The organism is Enterobacter cloacae complex sp. P2B (assembly GCF_014895985.1).
Classification (GTDB): Bacteria; Pseudomonadota; Gammaproteobacteria; order Enterobacterales; family Enterobacteriaceae; genus Enterobacter; species Enterobacter bugandensis.
The window spans coordinates 13,836-40,214 of the sequence record NZ_JADBQQ010000006.1 but is presented as its reverse complement, the minus strand read 5'-3'; the positions used below and the strand labels follow the sequence as shown (position 1 = coordinate 40,214).

Annotated in this window: 22 protein-coding genes; 17 read left to right on the top strand and 5 right to left on the bottom strand. The window is 54.0% G+C overall.

From position 1 onward, the window contains the following. Positions 1 to 56: 56 nt before the first annotated feature. Together IM313_RS05425 and IM313_RS05420 are read right to left on the bottom strand one after the other, a co-directional pair. The gene (locus tag IM313_RS05425) at positions 57 to 1,739 is read right to left on the bottom strand and encodes a hypothetical protein (RefSeq protein ID WP_192971624.1); all 1,683 of its coding nucleotides are present in this window, start codon (positions 1,737 to 1,739) and stop codon (positions 57 to 59) included. A 9-nt stretch (positions 1,740 to 1,748) separates the two neighbouring features. Further along, the gene (locus tag IM313_RS05420) at positions 1,749 to 2,285 is read right to left on the bottom strand and encodes a hypothetical protein (RefSeq protein ID WP_192971625.1); all 537 of its coding nucleotides are present in this window, start codon (positions 2,283 to 2,285) and stop codon (positions 1,749 to 1,751) included. 251 nt (positions 2,286 to 2,536) lie between these two features. Between IM313_RS05420 and IM313_RS05415 the strand changes: the two genes are divergently transcribed. Beyond that, positions 2,537 to 3,169 (top strand): DNA-binding protein, encoded by a 633-nt coding sequence (locus IM313_RS05415; RefSeq protein WP_041911197.1) that lies wholly within the window; start codon positions 2,537 to 2,539, stop codon positions 3,167 to 3,169. On the opposite strand, the gene dapD is transcribed toward IM313_RS05415, so the two are convergent. From dapD to map, 3 genes are all read right to left on the bottom strand, one after another. Beyond that, positions 3,166 to 3,990, bottom strand: coding sequence for a 2,3,4,5-tetrahydropyridine-2,6-dicarboxylate N-succinyltransferase (gene dapD, locus IM313_RS05410; protein ID WP_008501915.1), 825 nt, complete (start codon positions 3,988 to 3,990; stop codon positions 3,166 to 3,168). The two genes, IM313_RS05415 and dapD, sit on opposite strands and share 4 nt — an antisense overlap. A 32-nt stretch (positions 3,991 to 4,022) precedes the next feature. Beyond that, entirely contained in the window at positions 4,023 to 6,698 is a 2,676-nt protein-coding gene (gene glnD / locus IM313_RS05405; protein WP_008501914.1) for a bifunctional uridylyltransferase/uridylyl-removing protein GlnD, read from the bottom strand. A 62-nt stretch (positions 6,699 to 6,760) separates the two neighbouring features. Then, complete coding sequence (gene map / locus IM313_RS05400) at positions 6,761 to 7,555, bottom strand: type I methionyl aminopeptidase (protein WP_028015578.1); 795 nt, start codon at positions 7,553 to 7,555, stop codon at positions 6,761 to 6,763. Between the two features lie 322 nt (positions 7,556 to 7,877). Between map and rpsB the strand changes: the two genes are divergently transcribed. The 16 genes from rpsB to dnaE all read left to right on the top strand — a co-directional run bounded on the left by rpsB (position 7,878) and on the right by dnaE (position 26,368). Then, a complete protein-coding gene (gene rpsB, locus IM313_RS05395; protein ID WP_003856207.1) occupies positions 7,878 to 8,603 on the top strand; it encodes a 30S ribosomal protein S2 in 726 nt (241 codons plus the stop codon). Between the two features lie 117 nt (positions 8,604 to 8,720). After that, positions 8,721 to 9,572 (top strand): translation elongation factor Ts, encoded by an 852-nt coding sequence (tsf, locus tag IM313_RS05390; RefSeq protein ID WP_028015579.1) that lies wholly within the window; start codon positions 8,721 to 8,723, stop codon positions 9,570 to 9,572. A gap of 150 nt (positions 9,573 to 9,722) precedes the next feature. After that, entirely contained in the window at positions 9,723 to 10,448 is a 726-nt protein-coding gene (pyrH, locus tag IM313_RS05385; RefSeq protein ID WP_008501910.1) for a UMP kinase, read from the top strand. A 167-nt stretch (positions 10,449 to 10,615) separates the two neighbouring features. Next, on the top strand, positions 10,616 to 11,173 hold the full coding sequence (gene frr / locus IM313_RS05380; protein WP_003856180.1) for a ribosome recycling factor: 558 nt from the start codon (positions 10,616 to 10,618) through the stop codon (positions 11,171 to 11,173). Positions 11,174 to 11,268: 95 nt separating this feature from the next. Further along, the gene (gene ispC, locus IM313_RS05375) at positions 11,269 to 12,468 is read left to right on the top strand and encodes a 1-deoxy-D-xylulose-5-phosphate reductoisomerase (protein WP_150144885.1); all 1,200 of its coding nucleotides are present in this window, start codon (positions 11,269 to 11,271) and stop codon (positions 12,466 to 12,468) included. 185 nt (positions 12,469 to 12,653) lie between these two features. Beyond that, entirely contained in the window at positions 12,654 to 13,412 is a 759-nt protein-coding gene (ispU, locus tag IM313_RS05370; RefSeq protein ID WP_028015581.1) for a (2E,6E)-farnesyl-diphosphate-specific ditrans,polycis-undecaprenyl-diphosphate synthase, read from the top strand. Positions 13,413 to 13,424: 12 nt separating this feature from the next. Beyond that, on the top strand, positions 13,425 to 14,282 hold the full coding sequence (gene cdsA, locus IM313_RS05365) for a phosphatidate cytidylyltransferase (RefSeq protein ID WP_192971626.1): 858 nt from the start codon (positions 13,425 to 13,427) through the stop codon (positions 14,280 to 14,282). 11 nt (positions 14,283 to 14,293) lie between these two features. Next, entirely contained in the window at positions 14,294 to 15,646 is a 1,353-nt protein-coding gene (gene rseP, locus IM313_RS05360) for a sigma E protease regulator RseP (protein WP_192971627.1), read from the top strand. 31 nt (positions 15,647 to 15,677) lie between these two features. Continuing rightward, on the top strand, positions 15,678 to 18,110 hold the full coding sequence (bamA, locus tag IM313_RS05355; protein ID WP_126300286.1) for an outer membrane protein assembly factor BamA: 2,433 nt from the start codon (positions 15,678 to 15,680) through the stop codon (positions 18,108 to 18,110). Between the two features lie 122 nt (positions 18,111 to 18,232). Further along, complete coding sequence (gene skp, locus IM313_RS05350; protein WP_014882635.1) at positions 18,233 to 18,727, top strand: molecular chaperone Skp; 495 nt, start codon at positions 18,233 to 18,235, stop codon at positions 18,725 to 18,727. 3 nt (positions 18,728 to 18,730) lie between these two features. Further along, on the top strand, positions 18,731 to 19,756 hold the full coding sequence (gene lpxD, locus IM313_RS05345; protein WP_028015585.1) for a UDP-3-O-(3-hydroxymyristoyl)glucosamine N-acyltransferase: 1,026 nt from the start codon (positions 18,731 to 18,733) through the stop codon (positions 19,754 to 19,756). Between the two features lie 102 nt (positions 19,757 to 19,858). Then, entirely contained in the window at positions 19,859 to 20,314 is a 456-nt protein-coding gene (fabZ, locus tag IM313_RS05340; RefSeq protein WP_010426706.1) for a 3-hydroxyacyl-ACP dehydratase FabZ, read from the top strand. Between the two features lie 3 nt (positions 20,315 to 20,317). Further along, on the top strand, positions 20,318 to 21,106 hold the full coding sequence (gene lpxA / locus IM313_RS05335; RefSeq protein ID WP_192971628.1) for an acyl-ACP--UDP-N-acetylglucosamine O-acyltransferase: 789 nt from the start codon (positions 20,318 to 20,320) through the stop codon (positions 21,104 to 21,106). Then, a complete protein-coding gene (gene lpxB / locus IM313_RS05330; RefSeq protein ID WP_041911188.1) occupies positions 21,106 to 22,254 on the top strand; it encodes a lipid-A-disaccharide synthase in 1,149 nt (382 codons plus the stop codon). The genes lpxA and lpxB overlap by 1 nt, the downstream gene beginning before the upstream one ends. Further along, the gene (gene rnhB, locus IM313_RS05325; protein WP_028015588.1) at positions 22,251 to 22,847 is read left to right on the top strand and encodes a ribonuclease HII; all 597 of its coding nucleotides are present in this window, start codon (positions 22,251 to 22,253) and stop codon (positions 22,845 to 22,847) included. Before lpxB ends, rnhB begins: the two co-directional genes overlap by 4 nt. Before the next feature lie 38 nt (positions 22,848 to 22,885). Then, the gene (gene dnaE / locus IM313_RS05320) at positions 22,886 to 26,368 is read left to right on the top strand and encodes a DNA polymerase III subunit alpha (protein ID WP_041911187.1); all 3,483 of its coding nucleotides are present in this window, start codon (positions 22,886 to 22,888) and stop codon (positions 26,366 to 26,368) included. Positions 26,369 to 26,379: the final 11 nt, after the last annotated feature.

Below are 26,379 nucleotides of genomic sequence, written 5' to 3'. Positions count from 1 at the left end.
TTAACGACTACGTCAAGTGGAAATCATTTTAATACCAAAACCTGACGATCTGAGCGCTAGCGCAGTAAGGCGATGGAGGCCAGCATTTCGCTTTCCGTGGTGGTAATTTCCTGTTCCAACAGTTCGTCGATCCGCTGTTTTTTGATTGCCTGATTGACGCCGAACAGATCGAGCTTATCCAGCAGGAACATCACCAGCGCCGTAATCACGGCGGTCAGGACCGATGAGAGTAAAATGGGAAGCGGTCCTGGTAGACCAAGGCCGCTGAGCCATGACTCAAGGCCAATAGCCGCAAAGACGGAAAGAGAACCTGCTACAAGCTTAAGAATGGCATCGCCTTTTTGGGCCATACTGCTGTGTTTATCCCTGAGGATCGGTACCGTCTGCATCAGGACCTTAAAGCCTTCTTTTACCATCCGCATGATGTTTTTGAACACGCCAACGAAGCAGTTAACCATCCCTTCCAGCAGCATCGACACGAAATTTTTAATAAAACCGACGGCAACATCTTTTAATAAAACGACAGCGTTTTTGAGAATGTAATCTTTCATGCGACCAAGACGAATCGACAGAGCCTGCGAAAAATCGCTCGCACCTACGCCAGCTTCAATACCGTGCGTTAAACAGCTGCGCAGCTCATAGTAAAGAGGCTTGATAATGAAGAGAATGAGATCGCCCAGCGACTGATGACCTGATGCCTGGGCCGCATCTTTCGCCAGAACTTTTTGGACGTCGCGATCCTTGCGGATATTATCAAATACGGTTTCATTGGTTTTGGTATCCATCGTTTGCTGCGCGATGTCCATTTTCTCGACCATCACCTGCCGCGTTTTGATTTCCTCTTCTGTCAGCGGATGCGCGACATCTTTTTTCCCTTTTTTGACAACTACAAAGCCCTGATCGATCTCCTGCTGGATTTCTTCGCGGGTTTTAGCGAACTTACCGGTTTTCTCGCCACGGTTGTTTTGCATGCTGGTAACAGCATAATTTTCGTCAATATTGAGAATATTTTTGATGTCATCAAGCTTCAGAGCCTTGTTGCTTTTGAGGTTGTTGCATACTTCGGCGCACGAGACGACATGATCGACTTCGGCAGCCTGCTTCTGCTCTCCCTCGCTTTTCGCATGTTTTTTGTACTGGTAGATCGTGCCGTTACCATATTCATCCTCAGCGCGCAGATTACCGGAGAAATGGTTCTCTTTACGGGCCTTCATTTTTGCACCATCGCGCATGTTCAGAGAGTCGTTGTTGCGCGCCATTTCGCCGCCGTTAAACGACGATTGTTCAGAAAAACGGTCAATGTTTTGACGCTCGTTCAAGTGCTCGCTGTAGCTATCCAGCATAAAGGCATTTCTTTCGGGCGCTTCGTAACTGAACGCCCGGCACTCCTGGTACAGGCGGGACGGGGTAACACCTTGTCGGGTGCCGATATTGCAGGCGCGCATTGTGCCGTCGAGCAGGCTGAGAAACACGGGTTCGAGGATATTGTCGATGGCGCTGCCCGTTGAGATTACCTCCAGGCGGGCCATAACGTCGTCGTTGCTGACCGTCAGGTTGGCCCCCATGATCGCTTCGCGGTAAATGCTGCCGGTATCGCACCCCTTTATAAATGCAGCATCGACTTCTCCGGTCAGATGAGCTTCGATGGCGGACGCCGTCGCCACGGATTTTAGCGCAGGGGCATTCCGCACCTGTTGCAGCTTTTTCATTCTGGCGAGATGTGCATTAAGATTTGTCATCCGTCGTCCTCAGGCCGCAACCAGTAAGTTCCAGGAGGCCATAAAATCACTTTCGCTTTGTGTTCTTAGCTCATCCTGACTTGCCATCATGCCAACAATGAGGCTAAACCTCTCCAGACTTTTCGCATCGTTAAGCTGATATTCATTTATAAGTGACCAAACCGTTGGTAGATTGGGCGGTGTTTCGACCATCTCGACGATCTTCTGCTGAACGGCTTGAGGTAACTTTTCACGCGGAACAAGACCAGACACTGCATCATCCAGCAGGGCGATATTTTCCGCCGGGGGCTTGCCATTAGCCTTGATGCAGCATGTCCCCAGCGCATACGCCGCGAGGATAAAGTCATCCCGCTTACTGATATCGCGCGTCATGTCCGCCAGTTCAGTCTGGAGTTTTTTGATCTTTTCGGCGTATTCAGCTTTTGCGATCTGCTGCCCTTCAGCAATCCCTTCGTCTTTGCCGTTATTTTTTCCCAATAAATACGTCCCGGCCAGAGTGACCAGACCTGCGATCCCCGCACCAATTATTTTGCCGTAACTACTCATTGCACGATTCCCGTTTATCGCCCGCAAGGCCAGATTATTATTTGCTGTTCACGAATAATATCGTTAATCCTGTTTTTCAACAAACCTATGTTTTAAAAGAAAAAATTTGCATTAAGTAACGAGGCAAACTTGCTTGTAAAGAGATTCATCATTGTTACTTCAGCTGAGAAAAGGCGAGCGAGACGGGTATTCAAAAGCGGGGAAATGAGGCAAAGTTATCGCACGAAAGCGTAGCCCGCGGGGATAATGACATGTCAGGACGCATTGATTATCAGATCGAAAAATACAGCTTTGGCGCCGCAGATGAGAGCCCAAGGCTCACGCACCAGTGGGCAGAAGTTGCCGCAGAGTGCCGCCAGCTAAAGGCGGGTGCGGAAGAGCGTTTACGTATTGCCTTACTGAACGTGGATTATGTCACCAGCTTCGAACTGCCGTTCCGACTGGTGCTGACCCGCGCCCCTCAGCTTATCGCCGGGCTGCGCGATGAGTTTCAGCTAAGCCAGAAGAACGTCATCTTTAACGGCAAGCGCTTTGGCTGCGTCTACAGCCTGAAAGCCGATCTCAATGCGATTCCTGAGGCTTTTCAGTACCGCATGAGCACCCGCATTCGGCGGATCGATCCCACCGGGCTTACTGCAGAGCCCTTCCGGCAGATCGCCAAAGAGGTAAAAGCGCCGCGTGAGCGACTGAAGCTGGCGCTGGAGTCGGGTCTGGCCGTGACGGCTCTCGACGGGCTTTTCTGGCTGGGGAGCCAGCGTATGGCGGCGGATATCGCAGGGTTGAGAAAAAAGGGAATGGCAATCGCCACTGCGGAAACGGACGTTTTTGATGATTATACCGGGACGCACAGGCGCGTCCCGGTTTATCAACGCGTCGGGGATTAGTCGATGGTGCGCAGCAGTTCGTTGATGCCCACTTTACCGCGGGTTTTCGCATCCACTTTCTTCACGATAACGGCACAGTACAGGCTGTATTTACCGTCTTTTGACGGTAGGTTACCGGAAACGACCACGGAGCCCGCCGGAACGCGACCGTAGTGCACTTCGCCGGTTTCGCGATCGTAAATGCGGGTGCTCTGGCCGATGTAAACGCCCATGGAGATCACGGAGCCTTCTTCCACGATCACGCCTTCAACCACTTCTGAACGCGCGCCGATGAAGCAGTTGTCTTCGATGATGGTCGGGTTAGCCTGCAGTGGCTCCAGAACGCCACCGATGCCGACGCCGCCGGACAGGTGAACGTTTTTACCGATCTGCGCGCAGGAACCGACGGTTGCCCAGGTATCGACCATGGTGCCTTCGTCAACGTACGCACCGATGTTCACATAGGATGGCATCAGCACGGTGTTACGTGCGATGAATGCGCCCTGACGAACTGCCGCTGGTGGGACTACGCGGAAGCCTTCTTTCTGGAAACGCGCTTCGTCGTAATCCGCGAATTTCATTGGCACTTTATCGAAGTAGCGGCTTTCTGCTCCGTCGATAACCTGGTTATCGTTGATGCGGAAAGAGAGCAGCACGGCCTTCTTCAGCCATTGATGAGTGACCCACTGACCGTCGATTTTTTCTGCCACGCGCAGGGCGCCGGAATCCAGCAGGGAAATAACCTGGTTTACCGCTTCACGGGTCACGGTATCCACATTTGCCGGAGTGATCTCGGCGCGACGCTCAAAAGCGGACTCAATAACGTTCTGTAACTGCTGCATTGTTTACTCTTTCCATTTTACTAAAAAACACGTCACCCTTTATCGTTTGGATTGAGGGCTGCTGTCAACCGTTGTTGCACTTCAAGCTGCAGGTCATTATTAAGGGCACGCCGGTCGGCGGTGGCGATTATAAATAAATCTTCTACTCGCTCGCCAATGGTTGTAATTCGGGCCCCATGAAGCGAAATTCCCAGATCGGCAAAAACCTGGCCGACGCGGGCAAGCAGCCCTGGCTGGTCGAGCGCGATCAGCTCCAGGAACGATTTACGGTCGGTGTGGGTCGGCAGGAAGTTGACCTCGGTATCGACAGTAAAATGACGCAGTTTCGCCGGCTGACGGCGCGGCTGCGGTGGCTGCCAGCTGCGCTGCGTGATCGCCTGCTCCAGACCGAAGCGTATCCCTTCATGCCTGTCCGAGGACAGCGGGCTGCCGTCCGGCTCCAGCACGATAAAAGTATCCATCGCCATGCCGTCGCGGGTGGTAAAAATCTGCGCGTCGTGAACGCTCAGGTTACGCCTGTCCAGCTCGGCGCAGACGGCAGCAAACAGATAAGGCCGGTCCGGGCTCCAGATGAATATCTCCGTTCCGCCTCGCGTGGCCTGCGGGCTCAGCAGGATCATCGGTTGAGACAGATCGTGCTTCAGCAGGTGCCGCGCGTGCCAGGCAAGCTGGTTTGGGCTGTGGCGCACAAAATAGTTGGCACGGCAGCGGGCCCAAATCTGATGCAGCGCTTCTTCATCAATGTTATCCATCCGCAGCAGCGCCAGCGCCTGCAGCTGGTGATGACGCACGCGCTCGCGCATGTCCGGGGTGTTTTGCATCCCGCGTCGCAGCTGTTTTTCGGTGGCGAAGTACAGCTCGCGCAGCAGGCTCTGCTTCCAGCTGTTCCACAGGGTCTCGTTGGTGGCGCAAATATCGGCCACCGTCAGGCAGACCAGATAGCGCAGACGGTTTTCCGTTTGAACTTCTTCGGCGAACTGCTTAATAACCTCAGGGTCCTGAATATCGCGACGCTGTGCGGTAACCGACATCAGCAGGTGATGGCGCACCAGCCAGGCGACCAGCTGCGTTTCGCGCGAGTTGAGACCGTGCAGTTCGGCAAATTTCAGCACGTCCTGCGCGCCCAGCACCGAGTGATCGCCGCCGCGGCCCTTGGCGATGTCGTGGAACAGGGCGGCAATCAGGATCAGTTCCGGATGGGTCAGGCGCGGCCACAGCTCCACGCACAGCGGGTGGCGGGAGCGCGTCTCTTCTTTGGCAAAGCTTTCCAGCTTGAGCATCACGCGGATGGTGTGTTCATCCACCGTGTAGGCGTGGAACAGATCGAACTGCATCTGCCCGACGATGTGCGACCACTGCGGCATATAGGCCCACAGCACGCTGTGACGGTGCATCGGCAGCAGCCCGCGGCTGACGGCACCCGGATGGCGGAGCATGCTCAGGAACAGCGAGCGCGCTTCCGGGATGTAACACAAAGGCTGCGTCAGATGGCGGCGCGCGTGGCGCAGATGGCGCAGGGTGGTGGAGTAGATCCCGGTGATGGTGCTGTTGCGCACCATGGTATAGAACATCCGCAGGATCGCTTCCGGCTCGCGGATAAACAGCGTTTCGTCGCGCAGATCGATCAGCGTGCCGCGCAGCTGGAATTCATCGTCAATCGGGCGCGGCTTTTCGTCGGCAGTCAGGGCCAGAATGGCCTCGTCGAACAGCTGCAACAGCATCTGGTTCAGCTCGGTGACCCGGCGGGTGACGCGGAAGAAATCCTTCATCATCTGCTCAACCGGCTCGTTGCCTTCGCCCTGATAGTTCAGCCGCTGCGCTACGCTGAGCTGACGGTCAAACAGCAGGCGGTTATCGTAGCGGGTAACTTCCAGATGCAGGGCAAAACGGATGCGCCACAGCAGGTGCAGACACTCGTTTAGCTCGTTACGCTCGGCCTCGGTCAGGAAGCCAAAGCCGACCATCTCGTCCATCGAGGTGGCGCCAAAGTGACGACGGGCGACCCACTGTAACGTGTGGATGTCGCGCAGGCCGCCGGGGCTGCTTTTAATATCGGGTTCAAGATTATAGCTGGTGCCGTGGTAGCGCTGGTGGCGCTGGTTTTGCTCCTCGACCTTGGCGGCGAAGAATTTCTCGGATGGCCAGAAGCCGTCGCTGAAAATATGCTTTTGCAGCTCCAGGAACAGCGCGACGTCGCCAATCAGCAGGCGGGTTTCAATCAGGTTGGTGGCGACGGTCAGGTCCGAGAGCCCCTCCAGCAGACACTCTTCCAGGGTGCGCACGCTGTGGCCCACTTCAAGCTTGACGTCCCACAGCAGAGTCAGCAGCTCGCCTATTTTCTGCGCCTGTTCGTCCGGAAGCTTTTTGCGGCTTAGGATCAGCAGGTCGATATCGGAAAGCGGATGCAGCTCCCCGCGGCCATAGCCCCCGACGGCAACCAGCGCGACGTCGCTCACCTGCCCGAAACCGTAGTCGATCCACAGACGCTGCAGGAGCTGATCGATAAATTCGGTGCGCGCTTCGATGAGCTGCTCGGCAGAGACGCCCGCGTCGAACGCGCTGCCCAGCCAGCGGTGGAAAACATCCATATGGGCTTTTATGTGCGCGCAGGTCAGCTCGTGCGGCGGCCAGACGCCCGGGTTATCGGGCTGGTCGGGGAGGGTGGGAAGTGCTGTGTTAGCATACTGTTCGGGTAATAGATTGCTCATCGTGCGCCACCCATAAGAAAAAGCTATCGCCATTAAAAAAGCCGGCATTTGCCGGCTTCTTATCACTCAATGTTCGTCAGTATCGCCGGGATGGTGTCATCCTTGCGCAACGTCATAATTTCGCAGCCGTTGTCCGTTACCACAATAGTATGCTCGTACTGGGCAGACAAGCTTCTGTCTTTGGTTTTCACCGTCCAGCCGTCTTTCATAGTGCGAATGCGGTAGTCACCGGCGTTGACCATCGGTTCGATGGTGAAGGTCATCCCTTTTTGCAGCACCACGCCGCCGTCATCGGCATCATAGTGCAGAACCTGCGGCTCTTCATGGAAGACGCGGCCAATGCCGTGACCGCAGTATTCGCGCACCACGGAGAAACCTTCCGCTTCCACGAATTTCTGAATTGCGGCACCGAGGGTGCGCAGGCGGATGCCCGGCTTAACCATTTTCAGCGCCAGGTACAGGCTCTCTTGCGTCACTTTGCACAGACGCTCGCCCAGAATCGTTGGTTTGCCAACGATGAACATCTTCGAGGTGTCACCGTGGTACTCGTCTTTAATAACGGTCACGTCGATGTTGACGATGTCGCCATCTTTCAACAGTTTTTCGTCGTCCGGAATACCGTGGCAAACCACTTCATTAATAGAGATGCAGACGGATTTCGGGAAACCGTGGTAGCCGAGACAGGCGGAAACCGCGTGCTGCTCGTTAACAATATAGTCATTACAGATGCGATCCAGTTCGCCGGTGCTGACGCCCGGCTTCACGAACGGCTCGATCATTTCCAGCACTTCCGCGGCCAGACGACCGGCGACGCGCATCTTTTCAATTTCTTCAGGTGTCTTAATAGAGATAGCCATGTAATCTGTCCATCGGTGTCGATTTTTTCGACAATACTAGTCTAAGTGTCGTCAATGGTATCAGGCAGGCACGCCCCGTGCCAAATTGAGAATCATTAACAGCACACTCCGCCAACAACTGTTGGTTTCTGGTCGTGTTTTGTGGTATAAAGCGCGCCGGACTTCCGATCCATCTCAGATACACAGGCTGGACGGAAGCGACAAATCTCACTTTGTGTAACAACACACACGTATCGGCACATATTCCGGGGTGCCCTTCGGGGTCGGTAATATGGGATACGTGGAGGCATAACCCCAACTTTCAATATAGAGGTTTTAAAACATGGCAACTGTTTCCATGCGCGACATGCTCAAGGCTGGTGTTCACTTTGGTCACCAGACCCGTTACTGGAACCCGAAAATGAAGCCTTTCATCTTCGGCGCGCGTAACAAAGTTCACATCATCAACCTTGAGAAAACTGTACCAATGTTCAACGAAGCCCTGGCTGAGCTGAACAAGATCTCTTCCCGTAAAGGTAAGATTCTGTTCGTTGGTACTAAGCGCGCTGCAAGCGAAGCTGTGAAAGATGCTGCTAACAGCTGCGACCAGTTCTTCGTGAACCATCGCTGGTTGGGCGGCATGCTGACCAACTGGAAAACTGTTCGTCAGTCCATCAAGCGCCTGAAAGATCTGGAAACCCAGTCTCAGGACGGTACTTTCGACAAGCTGACTAAGAAAGAAGCGCTGATGCGCACTCGTGAACTGGACAAGCTGGAAAACAGCCTGGGCGGTATCAAAGATATGGGCGGCCTGCCAGACGCGCTGTTCGTAATCGATGCAGACCACGAGCACATCGCTATCAAAGAAGCTAACAACCTGGGTATCCCGGTATTCGCTATCGTTGATACCAACTCCGATCCGGACGGTGTTGACTTCGTTATCCCGGGTAACGACGACGCAATCCGTGCTGTTAGCCTGTACCTGAGCGCTGTAGCTGCTACCGTTCGTGAAGGCCGTTCCCAGGATCTGGCTTCTCAGGCGGAAGAAAGCTTCGTAGAAGCTGAATAATAAGGTTTTACCCCTTATTAGTACCGTGTATGAATAGGGGCCCATTATCGGCCCCTTTTTTCAATTTACACTGTTTGGCCTCCGGCCGGGCAGTTCACATCTCCCGAGGATTTAAGAATGGCTGAAATTACCGCATCCCTGGTAAAAGAGCTGCGCGAGCGTACTGGCGCAGGCATGATGGATTGCAAAAAAGCGCTGACTGAAGCGAACGGCGACATCGAGCTGGCAATCGAAAACATGCGTAAATCCGGTGCGATCAAAGCAGCTAAGAAAGCAGGCAACGTTGCTGCTGACGGCGTGATCATCACTAAAATCGACGGCACCTACGGCATCATTCTGGAAGTTAACTGCCAGACTGACTTCGTTGCTAAAGATGGCGGTTTCCAGGCATTTGCGAACAAAGTTCTGGACGCAGCTGTTGCTGGCAAAATCACTGACGTTGAAGTTCTGAAAGCACAGTTCGAAGAAGAACGTGTTGCGCTGGTTGCTAAAATCGGTGAGAACATCAACATCCGTCGCGTATCTTCCCTGGAAGGCGAAGTACTGGGTTCTTACCAGCACGGCGCACGTATCGGTGTTCTGGTTGCGGCTAAAGGCGCTGACGAAGAGCTGGTTAAACAGCTGGCAATGCACATCGCTGCAAGCAAACCAGAATTCGTTAAGCCAGAAGACGTGTCTGCTGAAGTGGTAGAGAAAGAGTACCAGGTTCAGCTGGACATCGCGATGCAGTCTGGTAAGCCAAAAGAAATCGCAGAGAAAATGGTTGAAGGCCGCATGAAGAAATTCACCGGCGAAGTTTCTCTGACTGGCCAGCCTTTCGTTATGGATCCAAGCAAGTCTGTTGCTCAGCTGCTGAAAGAGCACAACGCTGACGTAACTGGCTTCATCCGCTTCGAAGTGGGCGAAGGCATCGAGAAAGTTGAGACTGACTTCGCAGCAGAAGTTGCTGCAATGTCCAAGCAGTCTTAATGATTGAAAAGGAGCCGCCTGAGGGCGGCTTCTTTTTGTCACCCGTCACAGGAAATCAGACAGGCTCCAGTATCGCCGTGCTGATTTGCGGCATATTATGTCGCCAGAATTAACTCCCATCTTAATCGTTGACAGTCTCAGGAAAGAAACATGGCTACCAATGCAAAACCCGTGTACAAACGCATTCTGCTTAAGCTGAGTGGCGAAGCGCTGCAGGGATCGGAAGGCTTCGGTATTGACGCAAGCATCCTTGATCGCATGGCACAGGAAATCAAAGAACTGGTCGAACTGGGTATCCAGGTTGGCGTGGTCATTGGCGGTGGCAACCTTTTCCGTGGTGCTGGTCTGGCGAAAGCGGGGATGAACCGCGTTGTGGGCGACCACATGGGTATGCTGGCAACCGTGATGAATGGCCTGGCAATGCGTGATGCGCTCCATCGCGCCTACGTGAATGCCCGCCTGATGTCCGCGATTCCCCTGAATGGCGTATGCGATAATTACAGCTGGGCAGAGGCCATCAGCCTGCTGCGCAACAACCGCGTGGTGATCCTCTCCGCCGGTACGGGTAACCCGTTCTTTACCACCGATTCCGCTGCCTGCCTGCGCGGTATCGAAATTGAAGCCGATGTGGTGCTGAAAGCGACCAAAGTAGACGGCGTGTTTACTGCCGACCCGGCAAAAGATCCTTCTGCGACCATGTACGATCAGCTGAGCTACAGCGAAGTGCTGGATAAAGAGCTGAAAGTGATGGATCTTGCTGCCTTCACGCTGGCTCGCGACCACAAACTGCCGATCCGTGTCTTCAACATGAACAAGCCTGGCGCACTGCGTCGCGTGGTCATGGGCGAAAAAGAAGGCACTTTGATCACGGAATAATTTCCGTCGACGATAAATACAGGTAAGATTCCGCTTTACTTTGTAGTGGTATCTTACCTGGACGCGCCTTTGGCGTTGTCATGAATTAAACGCGACTATACTTAGCACACCTGTAGCGCTGTGCTGGCGGATAGTCTGCCTGAGACAAGTTTTCAAGGATTCGTAACGTGATTAACGACATCAGAAAAGATGCTGAAGTACGCATGGACAAATGCGTAGAAGCGTTCAAAAACCAAATCAGCAAAATCCGTACTGGCCGTGCTTCCCCAAGCCTGCTGGATGGCATCATCGTAGAATACTACGGTACGCCAACCCCTCTGCGTCAGCTTGCGAGCGTGACGGTTGAAGATACCCGTACGCTGAAAATCAACGTCTTCGATCGCTCTATGAGCCCGGCCGTTGAGAAAGCGATCATGGCTTCTGACCTGGGTTTGAACCCTAGCTCAGCGGGTGCTGACATCCGCGTTCCGCTGCCTCCGCTGACGGAAGAGCGTCGTAAAGATCTCATCAAAGTGGTTCGCGGTGAAGCTGAGCAGGGTCGTGTCTCCGTGCGTAACGTGCGTCGCGATGCGAACGATAAAGTGAAAGCACTGCTGAAAGAAAAAGAGATCAGCGAAGATGACGATCGTCGTTCTCAGGACGACATTCAGAAAATGACCGACGCTGCCATCAAGAAAATTGATGCGGCGCTGGCAGAAAAAGAAGCGGAACTGATGCAGTTCTGATTTCTGTCGTACACTGATAAACGCCGTTCAGAGGGACTTCGGGTCTTGCTGGCGGCGTTTTGCTTTTATCTGGTCTAACTTTTTTCGGGCATCTCATGAAGCATTTAACACTCCTCGGCTCAACCGGTTCCATTGGTTGCAGTACCCTCGACGTCGTCCGCCATAATCCTGAACTTTACACCGTGACGGCGCTGGTGGCCGGTAAGAATGTGCAGCGTATGGTCGAGCAGTGCCTGGAGTTTATGCCCCGCTATGCGGTGATGGATGACGAAGAGAGCGCGCGCCTGCTAAAAGCCCAACTGCGTGAGAAGGGCAGCCGAACCGAGGTGCTGAGTGGCCAGCAGGCGGCCTGCGAGATGGCGGCGCTGGATGAGGTTGACCAGGTTATGGCGGCCATTGTCGGCGCGGCCGGGCTGCTGCCGACTCTTGCTGCGATCGATGCCGGTAAAGATGTTTTGCTCGCCAATAAAGAGTCGCTGGTGACCTGCGGACGTCTGTTTATGGACGCGGTAAAACAGCGCGGGGCGCGTCTTTTACCGGTCGACAGCGAGCATAACGCCATTTTTCAGAGTTTACCGCAACCTTTTCAACAGAACCTGGGGTACGCTGACCTGGAGCAGAATGGCGTTGTGTCGATTCTGCTTACCGGGTCTGGTGGCCCGTTCCGTGAAACGCCACTGTCTGAACTGCGCGTAATGACGCCGGATCAGGCGTGCCGTCATCCGAACTGGTCAATGGGGCGTAAAATCTCCGTGGATTCTGCCACCATGATGAACAAAGGTCTGGAATACATTGAAGCGCGCTGGCTGTTTAATGCGTCGGCGAAACAGATGGAAGTACTGATCCACCCGCAGTCGGTGATTCACTCGATGGTGCGCTATCAGGATGGCAGCGTGTTGGCACAGCTCGGCGAGCCGGATATGCGTACGCCTATTGCCCATTCAATGGCATGGCCGAACCGGGTGAAATCCGGCGTGAAGCCGCTTGATTTCTGTAAGCTCAGTTCTCTGACGTTCAGTGAACCAGACTACGATCGTTATCCTTGTCTGAAGCTTGCAATGAACGCCTTTGACCAGGGGCAGGCGGCGACGACGGCACTGAATGCAGCCAATGAAATTACCGTTGACGCATTTCTGAATCAGCAGATCCGTTTTACCGATATCGCGACCTTAAATTTATCGGTACTGGAAATGATGGATTTGCGCGAGCCACAAAGCGTGGAAGAGGTACTGGCGGTGGATACAGCTGCTCGTGATATTGCGCGTAAACAGGTGACACGTCTCGCAAGCTGGTGATAAAGCAAGCACTAGTGGTCGTGCTATTTGTTAGCGTTGGGCTTCAGTGATATAGTCTGCGCCACCTGATCGCAGGAATTTGACTTTATGTGGTCAGGTAAGCCGTGGTTTGACACGGCTTTTTTATGTACAGGCTTAAGTATTCCTGAGTACCGTTAAATCCTTTCAGGGACAAAAAACGCGTTATGTTGTCTGCGAATCAACCAATAAGCGAAAACTTGCCAGCTCATGGCTGCCGTCATGTAGCAATCATTATGGATGGCAACGGGCGCTGGGCGAAAAGACAAGGGAAAATACGAGCCTTTGGGCATAAAGCGGGAGCGAAATCTGTTCGCCGCGCCGTCTCTTTTGCCGCCAATAACGGCATTGATGCGTTAACGCTCTATGCTTTTAGCAGTGAAAACTGGAATCGACCTCCGCAGGAAGTGACTGCGTTGATGGAATTGTTCGTGTGGGCGCTAGACAGCGAAGTAAAAAGCCTGCACCGCCACAACGTTCGCCTGCGCATCATTGGCGATACCAGTCGTTTTAACTCACGTTTGCAGGAGCGGATTCGTAAAGCAGAAGCGCTGACGGAAAATAATACCGGTCTGACGCTCAACGTTGCGGCGAATTACGGTGGACGCTGGGATATTATCCAGGGCGTTCGGCATCTGGCCGAACAGGTTCAGGAAGGGCTGTTGAGACCCGACCAGATTGATGAAGAGGCGCTGAGCAAGCAAATCTGCATGAATGAACTGGCACCTGTGGATTTGGTAATTAGGACAGGGGGGGAACATCGCATAAGTAACTTTCTGATATGGCAAATTGCCTATGCTGAACTTTACTTTACAGATGTTCTCTGGCCCGATTTTGATGAACAAGACTTTGAAGGTGCGCTGCATGCCTTTGCCAATCGAGAGCGTCGTTTCGGCGGCACCGAGCCAGGTGGCGACAAAGCCTGATGGGGGTAGCTTTTGCTGAAGTATCGCCTGATTTCCGCTTTTGTTTTAATACCCATTGTCATTGCGGCGCTGTTTTTACTGCCCCCGGTGGGATTCGCCATTGTCACGCTGGTAGTGTGCATGCTTGCCGCGTGGGAATGGGGACAGTTTAGCGGCTTTACCTCGCGCAGCCAGCGAGTATGGCTTGCGGTACTCTGTGGCTTTATCCTGGCCATAATGCTGTTTACGTTGCCTGAATATCACCATGATATTCATCAACCGCTGGTTGCCGGCTTCTTGTGGATGTCGTTGGCCTGGTGGGTTGTTGCGCTATTACTGGTGCTTTTTTATCCAGGCTCGGCCGCAATCTGGCGTCATTCAAAAGTGCTGCGACTGATTTTTGGTTTGCTCACCATTGTTCCGTTTTTCTGGGGCATGGTCGCGCTGCGCGCCTGGCACTATGACGAAAACCACTACAGCGGTGCGATCTGGCTGCTTTATGTGATGATTCTCGTCTGGGGGGCTGACTCCGGGGCCTATATGTTTGGTAAACTGTTTGGCAAACATAAGCTGGCACCAAAAGTTTCGCCGGGGAAAACCTGGCAAGGCTTCATCGGCGGCTTGTTTACGGCAGCGATCATCTCCTGGGGCTATGGCGTCTGGGCAGATCTGGCCGTGGCACCGTCAATACTGCTTGTGTGCTCGATTTTTGCTGCACTTGCCTCAGTGCTCGGTGATTTAACCGAAAGTATGTTTAAGCGTGAAGCAGGGATTAAGGACAGCGGACATCTTATTCCAGGGCATGGCGGTATACTGGATCGCATTGACAGCCTTACAGCGGCTGTTCCAGTATTTGCTTGCCTGCTTTTACTGGTATTCGGGACGATTTAACGGAAGGTTTTATGCTGAGCATTCTCTGGAATCTGGCGGCGTTCATTGTTGCACTGGGTGTACTGATTACCGTGCATGAATTTGGCCATTTCTGGGTTGCTCGCCGTTGTGGTGTGCGGGTAGAGCGATTCTCCATTGGTTTTGGCAAATCACTCTGGACGCGCACCGATCGTCACGGCACGGAATTTGTCATCGCCCTTATCCCGCTTGGCGGCTACGTCAAAATGCTCGACGAACGTGTTGAGCCTGTCGCTCCCGAACTGCGACACAGTGCGTTTAACAACAAAACCGTTGGACAACGCGCCGCTATCATCGCTGCCGGACCGGTAGCCAACTTCATCTTTGCGATTTTCGCTTACTGGCTGGTGTTTATCATCGGCGTCCCTGGCGTGCGTCCGGTAGTGGGGGATATTGCCCCTGACTCCATCGCGGCGAGTGCGCAAATTACCTCCGGGATGGAACTTAAAGCGATTGATGGCATCGAAACCCCTGATTGGGATGCCGTGCGACTGCAGCTGGTAGCCAAAATTGGCGATCCGCAGACAACTATCAGCGTATCGCCGTTTGGGTCAGACGCGCGTCAGGACAAAGTACTGGATTTACGCCACTGGCGTTTCGAGCCAGACAAAGAGGATCCCGTCGCTGCGCTGGGCATTCGTCCCCGCGGCGCGCAGATTGAGCCGGTATTAGCCGAAGTACAGGCAAATTCGGCGGCGAGCAAAGCGGGTTTGCAAGCTGGCGACAGGATCGTTAAAGTCGATGGTCAACCATTAACAGAGTGGATGACCTTTGTTACTCTGGTGCGCGATAATCCGGGGACGTCCCTCGCGCTGGACGTTGAAAGGCAAGGCAGTCCGCTTTCGCTGACGCTGATCCCGGATACGAAGTCGGTCGGCAAAAAGGCAGAAGGGTTTGCAGGCGTTGTGCCAAAAGTGATCCCGCTGCCAGATGAGTACAAGACAATACGCCAGTATGGGCCGTTCAGCGCCATTCTTGAAGCCACGGATAAAACATGGCAACTGATGAAGCTGACGGTCAACATGTTGGGGAAATTGATAACCGGTGATGTGAAACTGAACAACCTCAGTGGGCCAATCTCGATTGCTCAGGGGGCTGGGATGTCAGCGGAGTTCGGGGTGATTTACTATCTCATGTTCCTCGCGCTTATTAGCGTGAACCTTGGGATTATCAACCTGTTCCCCCTTCCCGTTTTAGACGGGGGTCATCTGCTGTTTTTAGCGATTGAAAAGCTAAAAGGCGGGCCGGTATCCGAGCGAGTTCAAGACTTTAGTTATCGCATTGGCTCGATTTTGCTGGTGCTGTTAATGGGGCTTGCACTTTTCAATGATTTCTCTCGGTTGTAAGAGAGTTAGTTAGGAAGAACGCATAATAACGATGGCGATGAAAAAGTTGCTCATAGCGTCGCTGCTGTTTAGCAGCGCCACCGTATACGGTGCTGACGGGTTCGTAGTGAAAGATATTCATTTCGAAGGCCTTCAGCGTGTCGCCGTTGGTGCGGCCCTCCTCAGTATGCCTGTGCGCCCCGGCGATACGGTTAATGATGAAGATATCAGTAACACCATCCGTGCTCTGTTTGCCACCGGCAACTTCGAGGACGTCCGCGTCCTGCGCGATGGTGATACGCTGCTGGTACAGGTAAAAGAACGTCCAACGATCGCCAGTATCACTTTCTCCGGCAACAAGTCGGTGAAAGATGACATGCTCAAGCAAAACCTTGAAGCATCGGGTGTTCGTGTGGGTGAATCTCTGGACCGCACAACCCTTTCAGACATTGAAAAAGGTCTGGAAGACTTCTACTACAGCGTCGGTAAATACAGCGCCAGCGTGAAAGCGGTTGTCACTCCGCTCCCGCGTAACCGTGTTGACCTGAAGCTGGTCTTCCAGGAAGGTGTTTCTGCGAAGATCCAGCAGATCAACATCGTGGGTAACCACGCGTTCAGCACCGACGAACTGATCTCGACCTTCCAGCTGCGCGATGAAGTGCCGTGGTGGAACGTGGTTGGCGATCGTAAATACCAGAAACAGAAGCTGGCGGGCGACCTTGAAACCCTGCGCAGCTACTATCTGGATCGCGGTTATGCCCGCTTCAACATCGACTCGACTCAGGTCAGTCTGACTCCGGACAAGAAAGGTATCTACATTACGGTTAACATCACTGAAGGCGATCAGTACAAGCTTTCTGGTGTTGAAGTGAGTGGTAACCTGGCGGGGCATTCTGCTGAGATCGAATCGCTGACCAAAATTCAGCCGGGCGATCTGTACAGCGGATCCAAAGTCACCAAAATGGAAGACAGCATTAAGAAGCTGCTCGGCCGCTATGGTTATGCCTATCCGCGCGTACAAACTCAGCCGGAAATCAACGATGCGGATAAAACCGTTAAGCTGCACGTTAACGTTGATGCGGGTAACCGTTTCTACGTGCGTAAGATCCGCTTCGTCGGTAATGACACCTCTAAAGACTCCGTTCTGCGTCGTGAAATGCGTCAGATGGAAGGGGCGTGGCTGGGCAGCGACCTGGTCGACCAGGGTAAAGAGCGTCTGAACCGTCTGGGCTATTTTGAAACCGTAGATACTGAAACTCAGCGTGTACCGGGCAGCCCGGATCAGGTTGATGTCGTTTATAAAGTGAAAGAGCGTAACACCGGTAGCTTTAACTTCGGCGTGGGCTACGGCACGGAAAGCGGCGTGAGTTTCCAGGTAGGCGTCCAGCAGGATAACTGGCTGGGTACGGGTTACTCTGTTGGTATTAACGGTACCAAAAACGACTACCAGACCTACTCTGAGTTCTCCGTTACCAACCCATACTTCACCGTTGACGGTGTGAGCCTGGGCGGTCGTATCTTCTATAACGACTTTAAAGCGGATGATGCAGATCTGTCTTCCTACACCAACAAAAGTTACGGTGTGGACGGAACGCTTGGCTTCCCGGTTAACGAATACAACACCCTGCGAGCGGGCTTAGGTTACGTGCATAACGACCTGTCCAACATGCAGCCGCAGGTGGCGATGTGGCGTTATCTGGATTCTATCGGCCAGTCGGCGAGTACCTCCAGCGATGACAACGGTTTCGCTGCAGATGACTTCACCTTCAACTATGGCTGGACCTACAACCGTCTTGACCGCGGTTTCTTCCCAACGGAAGGCTCTCGCGTTAACCTGAACGGTAAGGTGACCATTCCTGGTTCCGATAACGAGTTCTACAAGGTGACGCTGGATACCGCGTCCTACTTCCCGATTGATGACGATCACAAGTGGGTGGTGCTGGGTCGTACCCGTTGGGGCTATGGTGACGGTATCGGCAGTAAAGAGTTGCCGTTCTATGAGAACTTCTACGCGGGTGGTTCAAGCACCGTGCGTGGCTTCCAGTCTAACAACATTGGTCCGAAAGCGGTTTATTACGGCGGGAACGATAAAGATAATTGTGATAAGCCAGCTACTGATGGCTCGGGTAACAAAAACGTCTGTGGATCTGATGATGCGGTAGGCGGTAACGCCATGGCCGTGGCCAGCTTAGAGTTCATCACCCCAACGCCATTTATCAGTGATAAATACGCGAACTCCGTACGTACGTCCTTCTTCTGGGATGCGGGTACGGTGTGGGATACCAACTGGGAGAATACTGCCCAGATGCGCGCGGCTGGCGTTCCAGACTATAGCGATCCGGGCAATATTCGCATGTCTGCCGGTATCGCATTACAATGGATGTCACCGCTGGGGCCGTTGGTCTTCTCCTACGCCCAGCCGTTTAAGAAATACGATGGAGACAAAGCGGAGCAATTCCAGTTTAACATTGGTAAAACCTGGTAATAATCCGCTGCAATGGAATGCGTTGGCAGTGTAGCGCTGACAACCGGCGATCGGTAAAACGGTCGCCTTGCCACGCAAAGAACGGTACCTTCTGGTGCCAATGGGATGGTAAGGAGTTAATTGTGAAAAAGTGGTTATTAGCTGCAGGTCTCGGTTTAGCGATGGCAACTTCTGCTCAGGCAGCAGACAAAATCGCAATCGTCAACATGGGTAATTTGTTCCAGCAAGTCGCTCAGAAAACAGGTGTTTCTGCGACTCTGGAAAACGAATTCAAAGGCCGTGCGAGCGAACTGCAGCGTATGGAAGGCGATCTTCAGTCCAAAATGCAGCGTCTGCAGCGTGATGGTTCTACCATGAAAGCAAGCGATCGCAGCAAACTGGAAAAAGACGTTATGGCTCAGCGCCAGACCTTCTCCCAGAAAGCGCAGGCTTTCGAGCAGGATCGTCAGCGTCGTTCTAACGAAGAGCGCGGCAAGCTGGTGACTCGCATTCAGACTGCTGTTAAAGCAGTTGCTGCCGATCAGAGCATCGATCTGGTTGTTGATGCGAACGCCGTTGCTTTCAACAGCAGCGATGTTAAAGACATCACCGCTGATGTTCTGAAACAGGTTAAATAAGTAATGCCTTCAATTCGACTGGCTGATTTAGCTCAGCAGTTGGATGCAGAATTACACGGTGATGGCGATATCGTCATCACCGCTGTTGCGTCCATGCAATCTGCTAAAGCTGGCACGATTACCTTCATGGTAAGCCCTAAGTACCGTGAACAACTGGCTCAATGCCAGGCGTCAGCTGTTGTTCTGACGCAGGACGATCTTCCTTTTGCCACTGGAAGCGCGCTGGTAGTGAAAAATCCCTACCTGACGTATGCTCGCATGGCTCAAATTCTTGATACCACGCCGCAGCCGGCGCAGAACATTGCTGCCAGTGCAGCGATTGATCCGACGGCTAAGCTGGGTAACAACGTGGCCGTTGGCGCGAATGCGGTTATTGAATCTGGCGTTGAGCTGGGCGATAACGTCATCATTGGCCCTGGATGCTTCGTTGGGAAAAATACGAAAATCGGCGCTGGCACCCGTTTATGGGCCAATGTGTCCGTTTATCATGAAGTTGAAATCGGCGAAAATTGCCTCGTCCAGTCCAGTACCGTGATTGGTTCTGATGGCTTTGGTTACGCGAACGATCGCGGTAACTGGGTAAAGATCCCGCAGCTTGGTCGCGTTATTATTGGCGATCGCGTGGAGATCGGAGCCTGTACCACGATCGATCGTGGTGCACTCGACGACACGATCATTGGCAATGGTGTTATCATCGATAACCAGTGCCAGATTGCGCATAACGTTGTGATTGGCGACAATACCGCGGTTGCGGGGGGCGTCATCATGGCGGGCAGCCTGAAAATTGGTCGTTACTGCATGATTGGCGGCGCGAGCGTGATTAATGGCCATATGGAAATATGCGACAAGGTGACGGTGACGGGCATGGGCATGGTAATGCGTCCTATCACTGAACCTGGCGTCTATTCCTCCGGTATTCCGCTGCAACCCAACAAGGTATGGCGTAAAACAGCAGCTCTGGTGATGAACATTGATGATATGAGCAAGCGACTCAAGTCTCTTGAGCGTAAGATCGATCAACAAGACTAAACGTCACCCGTTTAACGCTATCTTTCCCGGCCTGTCGGCTTTCTAATAAACCGGCAGGCCGTGTTATTATTGTTATCAGTACATTTTGACAGGAAGAGTATTTTGACTACTGACACTCATACTCTGCATATTGAAGAGATTTTAGAACTTCTGCCGCACCGCTACCCGTTTTTACTGGTAGACCGTGTGCTGGATTTTGAAGAAGGTCGTTTTCTGCGCGCAGTGAAAAATGTTTCCGTGAACGAGCCATTCTTCCAGGGACACTTCCCGGGTAAGCCTATCTTCCCGGGTGTGTTGATTCTGGAAGCGATGGCTCAGGCTACCGGTATTCTGGCGTTTAAAAGCGTCGGTAAGCTGGAGCCGGGTGAACTGTATTACTTCGCAGGTATTGATGAAGCGCGCTTCAAGCGTCCTGTCGTGCCTGGTGATCAGATGATCATGGAAGTCACTTTTGAAAAAACGCGTCGTGGCCTGACTCGCTTCAAAGGCGTAGCGCTGGTTGACGGCAAAGTTGTTTGCGAAGCGACGATGATGTGTGCTCGTAGCCGGGAGTCCTGATACGTGATTGATAAATCCGCCTTTATTCATCCTACCGCTATTGTGGAAACCGGCGCCATTATTGGCGCAAACGTCCACATTGGCCCGTTCTGTATTGTTGGACCCCATGTCGAAATTGGTGAGGGTACAGTACTGAAATCTCACGTTGTCGTGAATGGTCACACGACCATTGGCAGCAATAACGAGATCTATCAGTTCGCTTCCATCGGCGAAGTTAACCAGGATCTGAAATATGCTGGTGAGTCGACCCGTCTGGAAATTGGCGATCGTAACCGTATTCGCGAAAGCGTCACCATTCATCGTGGAACAGTGCAGGGTGGTGGGTTGACGAAGGTGGGCAGCGACAACCTGTTTATGGTGAATGCGCACATTGCGCACGACTGTAACGTGGGTGACCGCTGTATTCTTGCCAACAACGCAACGCTGGCAGGACACGTATCGGTTGATGACTTCGCCATTATTGGCGGCATGACCGCAGTCCATCAGTTCTGCATCGTTGGTGCACACGTGATGGTCGGCGGATGCTCCGGTGTGGCGCAGGACGTCCCGCCGTATGTGATTGCGCAGGGCAACCATGCCACGCCGTTTGGCGTGAACATCGAAGGCCTCAAGCGTCGTGGCTTTAGCCGCGAAGCGATTACTGCTATCCGCAACGCGTACAAGCTGCTGTACCGTAGCGGTAAAACGCTGGAAGAGGCGAAGCCGGAAATTGCCGAGCTGGCGAATAAGCATCCTGAAGTGAACGCGTTCATGGAGTTCTTTGACCGTTCCACGAGGGGTCTGATTCGTTAATGGTCGACAGTCGTCCGCTTACGATAGCCCTGGTCGCCGGAGAAACCTCCGGCGATATTCTTGGTGCAGGTCTCATCCGGGCGCTTAAGGCGCGCGTACCCAATGCTCGCTTTGTTGGCGTGGCTGGCCCGCTAATGCAGGCCGAAGGCTGTGAAGCCTGGTATGAAATGGAAGAGCTGGCCGTGATGGGCATCGTCGAGGTGCTGGGGCGCCTGCGACGCCTGCTGCATATTCGTGCCGATCTCACCCGCCGCTTTACCGAACTCAAACCCGATGTGTTTGTCGGTATCGATGCACCTGATTTCAACATTACCCTCGAAGGTAATCTGAAAAAGCAAGGCATCAAAACCATTCACTATGTCAGTCCGTCCGTGTGGGCGTGGCGACAGAAACGCGTTTTCAAAATCGGACGGTCCACCAACCTGGTGCTGGCTTTCCTGCCTTTCGAAAAAGCGTTTTATGACAGATTTAATGTTCCGTGCCGTTTTATCGGTCATACCATGGCGGATGCGATGCCGCTGGATCCGGATAAAAACGCGGCGCGCGACGTGCTGGGTATCCCGCATGATGTGCACTGTCTGGCGCTGCTGCCGGGCAGCCGTGGCGCAGAGGTCGAGATGCTGAGCGCTGATTTCCTGAAGACCGCGCAGATTCTTCGCCAGACCTGGCCCGATCTTGAAGTGGTTGTGCCGCTGGTGAATGCCAAACGCCGCGAGCAGTTCGAGCGTATCAAAGCCGACGTTGCCCCGGATCTTCACGTTCGTCTTCTCGACGGGAAAGGGCGGGAAGCCATGTATGCAAGCGATGCCGCACTGCTGGCTTCCGGCACGGCAGCGCTGGAGTGTATGCTGGCGAAATGCCCGATGGTGGTCGGTTATCGCATGAAGCCGTTTACCTTCTGGCTGGCAAAACGTCTGGTGAAAACGGATTATGTCTCCCTGCCAAACCTGCTTGCCGGGCGCGAGCTGGTTAAAGAGCTGTTGCAGGATGAGTGCCAGCCGCAGGCGCTTGCGGATGCCCTGCTGCCGCTGCTGGCCAACGGCAAGACCAGCCACCAGATGCACGATACTTTCCGTGAACTGCATCAGCAGATCCGCTGTAATGCTGATGAGCAGGCGGCTGATGCAGTGCTGGAGTTAGCAAAATGATGGAATTTACTTATCCCCACACGCACCTCGTTGCCGGAGTGGATGAAGTCGGGCGCGGCCCGTTGGTCGGTGCCGTGGTGACCGCGGCGGTGATCCTCGATCCAACGCGCCCGATTATGGGTCTGAACGACTCAAAAAAACTCAGTGAGAAGCGCCGTCTGGCGCTGTTCGATGAAATTAAAGAGAAGGCGCTGGCCTGGAGCGTCGGGCGCGCAGAGCCGAATGAAATCGACGATCTGAATATTCTGCACGCCACGATGCTGGCAATGCAGCGAGCCGTTGCTGGCCTGAAGGTTGTGCCAGAATATGTGCTGATCGACGGTAACCGTTGCCCGGCGCTGCCGATGCCTTCGATGGCCGTCGTTAAAGGCGACAGCCGCGTCGCAGAGATCAGTGCAGCGTCTATTATTGCCAAAGTGACGCGCGACGCCGAAATGGCCGCGCTGGACCTCACTTATCCCGCGTATGGTTTCGCCCAGCATAAGGGATATCCAACGGCTTTCCATCTGGAAAAGCTGGCTGAACATGGCGCAACTGAACATCATCGGCGCAGCTTTGGCCCGGTGAAGCGCGCGCTGGGACTGGTGTCCTGAATCAAGACGCAAGCAATTAAGTAACGCGGGATCTGAAGATGGCTGAACCACGTTTCGTACACCTGCGGGTGCATAGCGACTACTCCATGATCGATGGGCTGGCAAAGACCGGGCCGCTGGTAAAAAAGGCGGCCTCGCTTGGCATGCCTGCGCTGGCGATCACCGATTTTACCAACCTGTGCGGCCTGGTTAAGTTCTACGGGACGGCGCATGGCGCGGGGATGAAGCCTATCGTCGGTGCGGATTTCCATGTGCAGAGCGATCTCATCGGCGATGAACTGACGCAAATCTCCGTGTTGGCGATGAACAATACGGGTTACCAAAACCTCACTCTGCTTATCTCAAAAGCCTATCAGCGCGGTTATGGGGCGCTGGGTCCGTGGATTGACAGGGAATGGCTGGCTGAGCTGAACGAAGGGCTGCTGCTGATCTCCGGCGGCCGCATGGGCGATGTCGGTAAATCCCTGCTGCGCGGTAACAGCGCGCTGGTGGATCAGTGCGTCTCGTTCTATGAAGAGTACTTCCCGAATCGTTACTATCTGGAGCTGATTCGCACCGGCCGCCAGGATGAAGAGAACTATCTGCACGCTGCTGTCGCGCTGGCAGAAGAGCGCGGCTTGCCCGTGGTGGCAACGAATGACGTGCGTTTCCTGGAGTCCGGCGATTTTGACGCGCATGAAATTCGCGTCGCTATCCACGATGGCTTCACTCTCGACGATCCAAAGCGTCCGCGGAACTACTCATCGCAGCAGTATATGCGCAGCGAAGAGGAGATGTGCGAGCTCTTCTCCGACATTCCGGAAGCGCTGGAAAACAGCGTAGAGATTGCCAAGCGCTGTAACGTGACCGTGCGCCTCGGCGAATACTTCCTGCCGCAGTTCCCGACCGGGGACATGACCACGGAAGATTTCCTGGTCATGAAATCGAAAGAAGGTCTGGAAGAGCGTCTCGAATTCCTGTTCCCGGATGAAGAAGAGCGTAAAAAACGTCGTCCGGAGTATGACGAACGCCTGGATATTGAACTCCAGGTGATTAACCAGATGGGCTTCCCGGGCTACTTCCTCATTGTAATGGAGTTTATCCAGTGGTCGAAGGATAACGGCGTGCCGGTAGGTCCGGGCCGTGGCTCGGGTGCGGGCTCACTGGTGGCGTATGCGCTGAAAATTACCGACCTCGATCCGCTGGAATTTGACCTGCTGTTCGAACGTTTCCTTAACCCGGAACGTGTCTCCATGCCCGACTTCGACGTCGACTTCTGCATGGAAAAACGCGACCAGGTGATTGAGCACGTGGCCGATATGTACGGTCGTGACGCGGTTTCGCAGATCATTACCTTCGGTACCATGGCGGCGAAAGCGGTTATCCGCGACGTGGGCCGCGTGCTGGGTCATCCGTACGGTTTTGTCGATCGTATTTCAAAGCTGGTGCCGCCCGATCCGGGCATGACGCTGGCAAAAGCCTTTGAAGCTGAACCTCAGCTGCCGGAAATCTACGAAGCTGATGAAGAGGTAAAAGCGCTGATCGACATGGCGCGTAAGCTTGAAGGCGTGACGCGTAACGCCGGTAAGCATGCGGGGGGCGTGGTTATCGCCCCGACCAAAATCACCGACTTTGCGCCGCTCTACTGCGACGAAGCGGGCCAGCACCCGGTCACCCAGTTCGATAAAAACGACGTGGAATACGCCGGGCTGGTGAAGTTCGACTTCCTCGGCCTGCGTACGCTGACCATCATCAACTGGGCGCTGGAGATGATCAACGCCCGCCGCGAGAAGAACGGCGAGCCGCCGCTGGATATTGCGGCCATCCCGCTTGATGACAAGAAAAGTTTCGACATGCTGCAGCGCTCGGAGACGACAGCCGTCTTCCAGCTTGAATCCCGCGGCATGAAAGATCTGATTAAACGCCTGCAGCCCGACTGCTTCGAAGATATGATCGCGCTGGTGGCCCTGTTCCGTCCGGGCCCGCTGCAGTCAGGGATGGTGGATAACTTTATCGACCGTAAACACGGGCGCGAAGAGATTTCCTACCCGGACGTGCAGTGGCAGCATGAAAGCCTGAAACCGGTGCTGGAGCCGACCTACGGCATCATCCTGTATCAGGAACAGGTCATGCAGATCGCCCAGGTGCTTTCCGGCTATACCCTTGGCGGCGCGGACATGCTGCGTCGTGCGATGGGTAAGAAAAAGCCGGAAGAGATGGCCAAGCAGCGCTCCATCTTTGAAGATGGGGCGAAGAAAAACGGCGTCGATGGCGAACTGGCGATGAAAATCTTCGACCTGGTGGAGAAATTCGCCGGGTACGGATTTAACAAATCTCACTCCGCCGCCTATGCTTTGGTTTCTTATCAAACGCTGTGGCTCAAGGCCCACTATCCCGCTGAGTTTATGGCGGCGGTAATGACCGCCGATATGGACAACACTGAGAAGGTGGTTGGCCTGGTGGACGAGTGCTGGCGCATGGGGCTGAAGATCCTGCCGCCGGATATTAACTCGGGTCTGTACCATTTCCACGTTAACGATGACGGGGAGATCGTCTACGGGATCGGCGCGATCAAAGGCGTGGGTGAGGGGCCGATCGAGGCGATCATCGAAGCGCGTAATAACGGCGGCTACTTCCGTGAGCTGTTCGATCTGTGCGCCCGTACCGATACCAAAAAACTGAACCGCCGCGTGCTGGAAAAACTGATCATGTCCGGCGCGTTTGACAGGCTGGGGCCGCATCGTGCCGCGCTGATGAACTCGCTCGGCGATGCGTTGAAGGCGGCCGATCAGCATGCAAAAGCGGAAGCCATTGGCCAGGCGGATATGTTCGGCGTGCTGGCGGAAGAGCCAGAGCAGATCGAGCAGTCCTATTCCAACTGCCAGCCGTGGCCAGAACAGGTGGTACTGGATGGAGAGCGGGAAACGTTAGGTCTGTACCTGACGGGGCACCCGATCAACCAGTATCTTAAAGAAATTGAGCGCTATGTCGGCGGCCACAGGCTTAAAGACATGCATCCGACAGAACGTGGTAAGATCACCACGGCTGCGGGGCTCGTGATTGCTGCAAGGGTAATGGTCACCAAGCGCGGCAATCGTATCGGCATCTGTACGTTAGATGACCGTTCCGGGCGTCTGGAGGTGATGCTGTTCACCGACGCGCTGGATAAATACCAGCAATTGCTGGAAAAAGACCGCATACTTATCGTCAGCGGACAGGTCAGCTTTGATGACTTCAGCGGGGGGCTTAAAATGACCGCCCGCGAAGTGATGGACATTGACGAAGCCCGGGAAAAATATGCTCGCGGGCTTGCTATCTCGCTGACGGACAGGCAAATTGATGACCAGCTTTTAAACCGACTCCGTCAGTCTCTGGAACCCCACCGCTCGGGGACCATTCCAGTACATCTCTACTATCAGAGGGCGGATGCACGTGCGCGGTTGCGCTTTGGTGCAACGTGGCGTGTCTCTCCGAGCGATCGTTTACTGAACGATCTCCGTGGCCTCATTGGTTCGGAGCAGGTGGAACTGGAGTTTGACTAATACAGGAATAC

What these genes read in the sequence shown, in the direction of transcription:
- bamA (WP_126300286.1), top strand. Translation starts at nt 15,678, where the DNA reads ATGGCGATGAAAAAGTTGCTCATAGCGTCGCTGCTGTTTAGCAGCGCC.
- IM313_RS05420 (WP_192971625.1), bottom strand. Translation starts at nt 2,285, where the DNA reads ATGAGTAGTTACGGCAAAATAATTGGTGCGGGGATCGCAGGTCTGGTC.
- tsf (WP_028015579.1), top strand. Translation starts at nt 8,721, where the DNA reads ATGGCTGAAATTACCGCATCCCTGGTAAAAGAGCTGCGCGAGCGTACT.
- IM313_RS05415 (WP_041911197.1), top strand. Translation starts at nt 2,537, where the DNA reads ATGTCAGGACGCATTGATTATCAGATCGAAAAATACAGCTTTGGCGCC.
- dapD (WP_008501915.1), bottom strand. Translation starts at nt 3,990, where the DNA reads ATGCAGCAGTTACAGAACGTTATTGAGTCCGCTTTTGAGCGTCGCGCC.
- ispU (WP_028015581.1), top strand. Translation starts at nt 12,654, where the DNA reads ATGTTGTCTGCGAATCAACCAATAAGCGAAAACTTGCCAGCTCATGGC.
- map (WP_028015578.1), bottom strand. Translation starts at nt 7,555, where the DNA reads ATGGCTATCTCTATTAAGACACCTGAAGAAATTGAAAAGATGCGCGTC.
- rnhB (WP_028015588.1), top strand. Translation starts at nt 22,251, where the DNA reads ATGATGGAATTTACTTATCCCCACACGCACCTCGTTGCCGGAGTGGAT.
- ispC (WP_150144885.1), top strand. Translation starts at nt 11,269, where the DNA reads ATGAAGCATTTAACACTCCTCGGCTCAACCGGTTCCATTGGTTGCAGT.
- rpsB (WP_003856207.1), top strand. Translation starts at nt 7,878, where the DNA reads ATGGCAACTGTTTCCATGCGCGACATGCTCAAGGCTGGTGTTCACTTT.
- lpxD (WP_028015585.1), top strand. Translation starts at nt 18,731, where the DNA reads ATGCCTTCAATTCGACTGGCTGATTTAGCTCAGCAGTTGGATGCAGAA.
- dnaE (WP_041911187.1), top strand. Translation starts at nt 22,886, where the DNA reads ATGGCTGAACCACGTTTCGTACACCTGCGGGTGCATAGCGACTACTCC.
- pyrH (WP_008501910.1), top strand. Translation starts at nt 9,723, where the DNA reads ATGGCTACCAATGCAAAACCCGTGTACAAACGCATTCTGCTTAAGCTG.
- IM313_RS05425 (WP_192971624.1), bottom strand. Translation starts at nt 1,739, where the DNA reads ATGACAAATCTTAATGCACATCTCGCCAGAATGAAAAAGCTGCAACAG.
- glnD (WP_008501914.1), bottom strand. Translation starts at nt 6,698, where the DNA reads ATGAGCAATCTATTACCCGAACAGTATGCTAACACAGCACTTCCCACC.
- rseP (WP_192971627.1), top strand. Translation starts at nt 14,294, where the DNA reads ATGCTGAGCATTCTCTGGAATCTGGCGGCGTTCATTGTTGCACTGGGT.
- lpxB (WP_041911188.1), top strand. Translation starts at nt 21,106, where the DNA reads ATGGTCGACAGTCGTCCGCTTACGATAGCCCTGGTCGCCGGAGAAACC.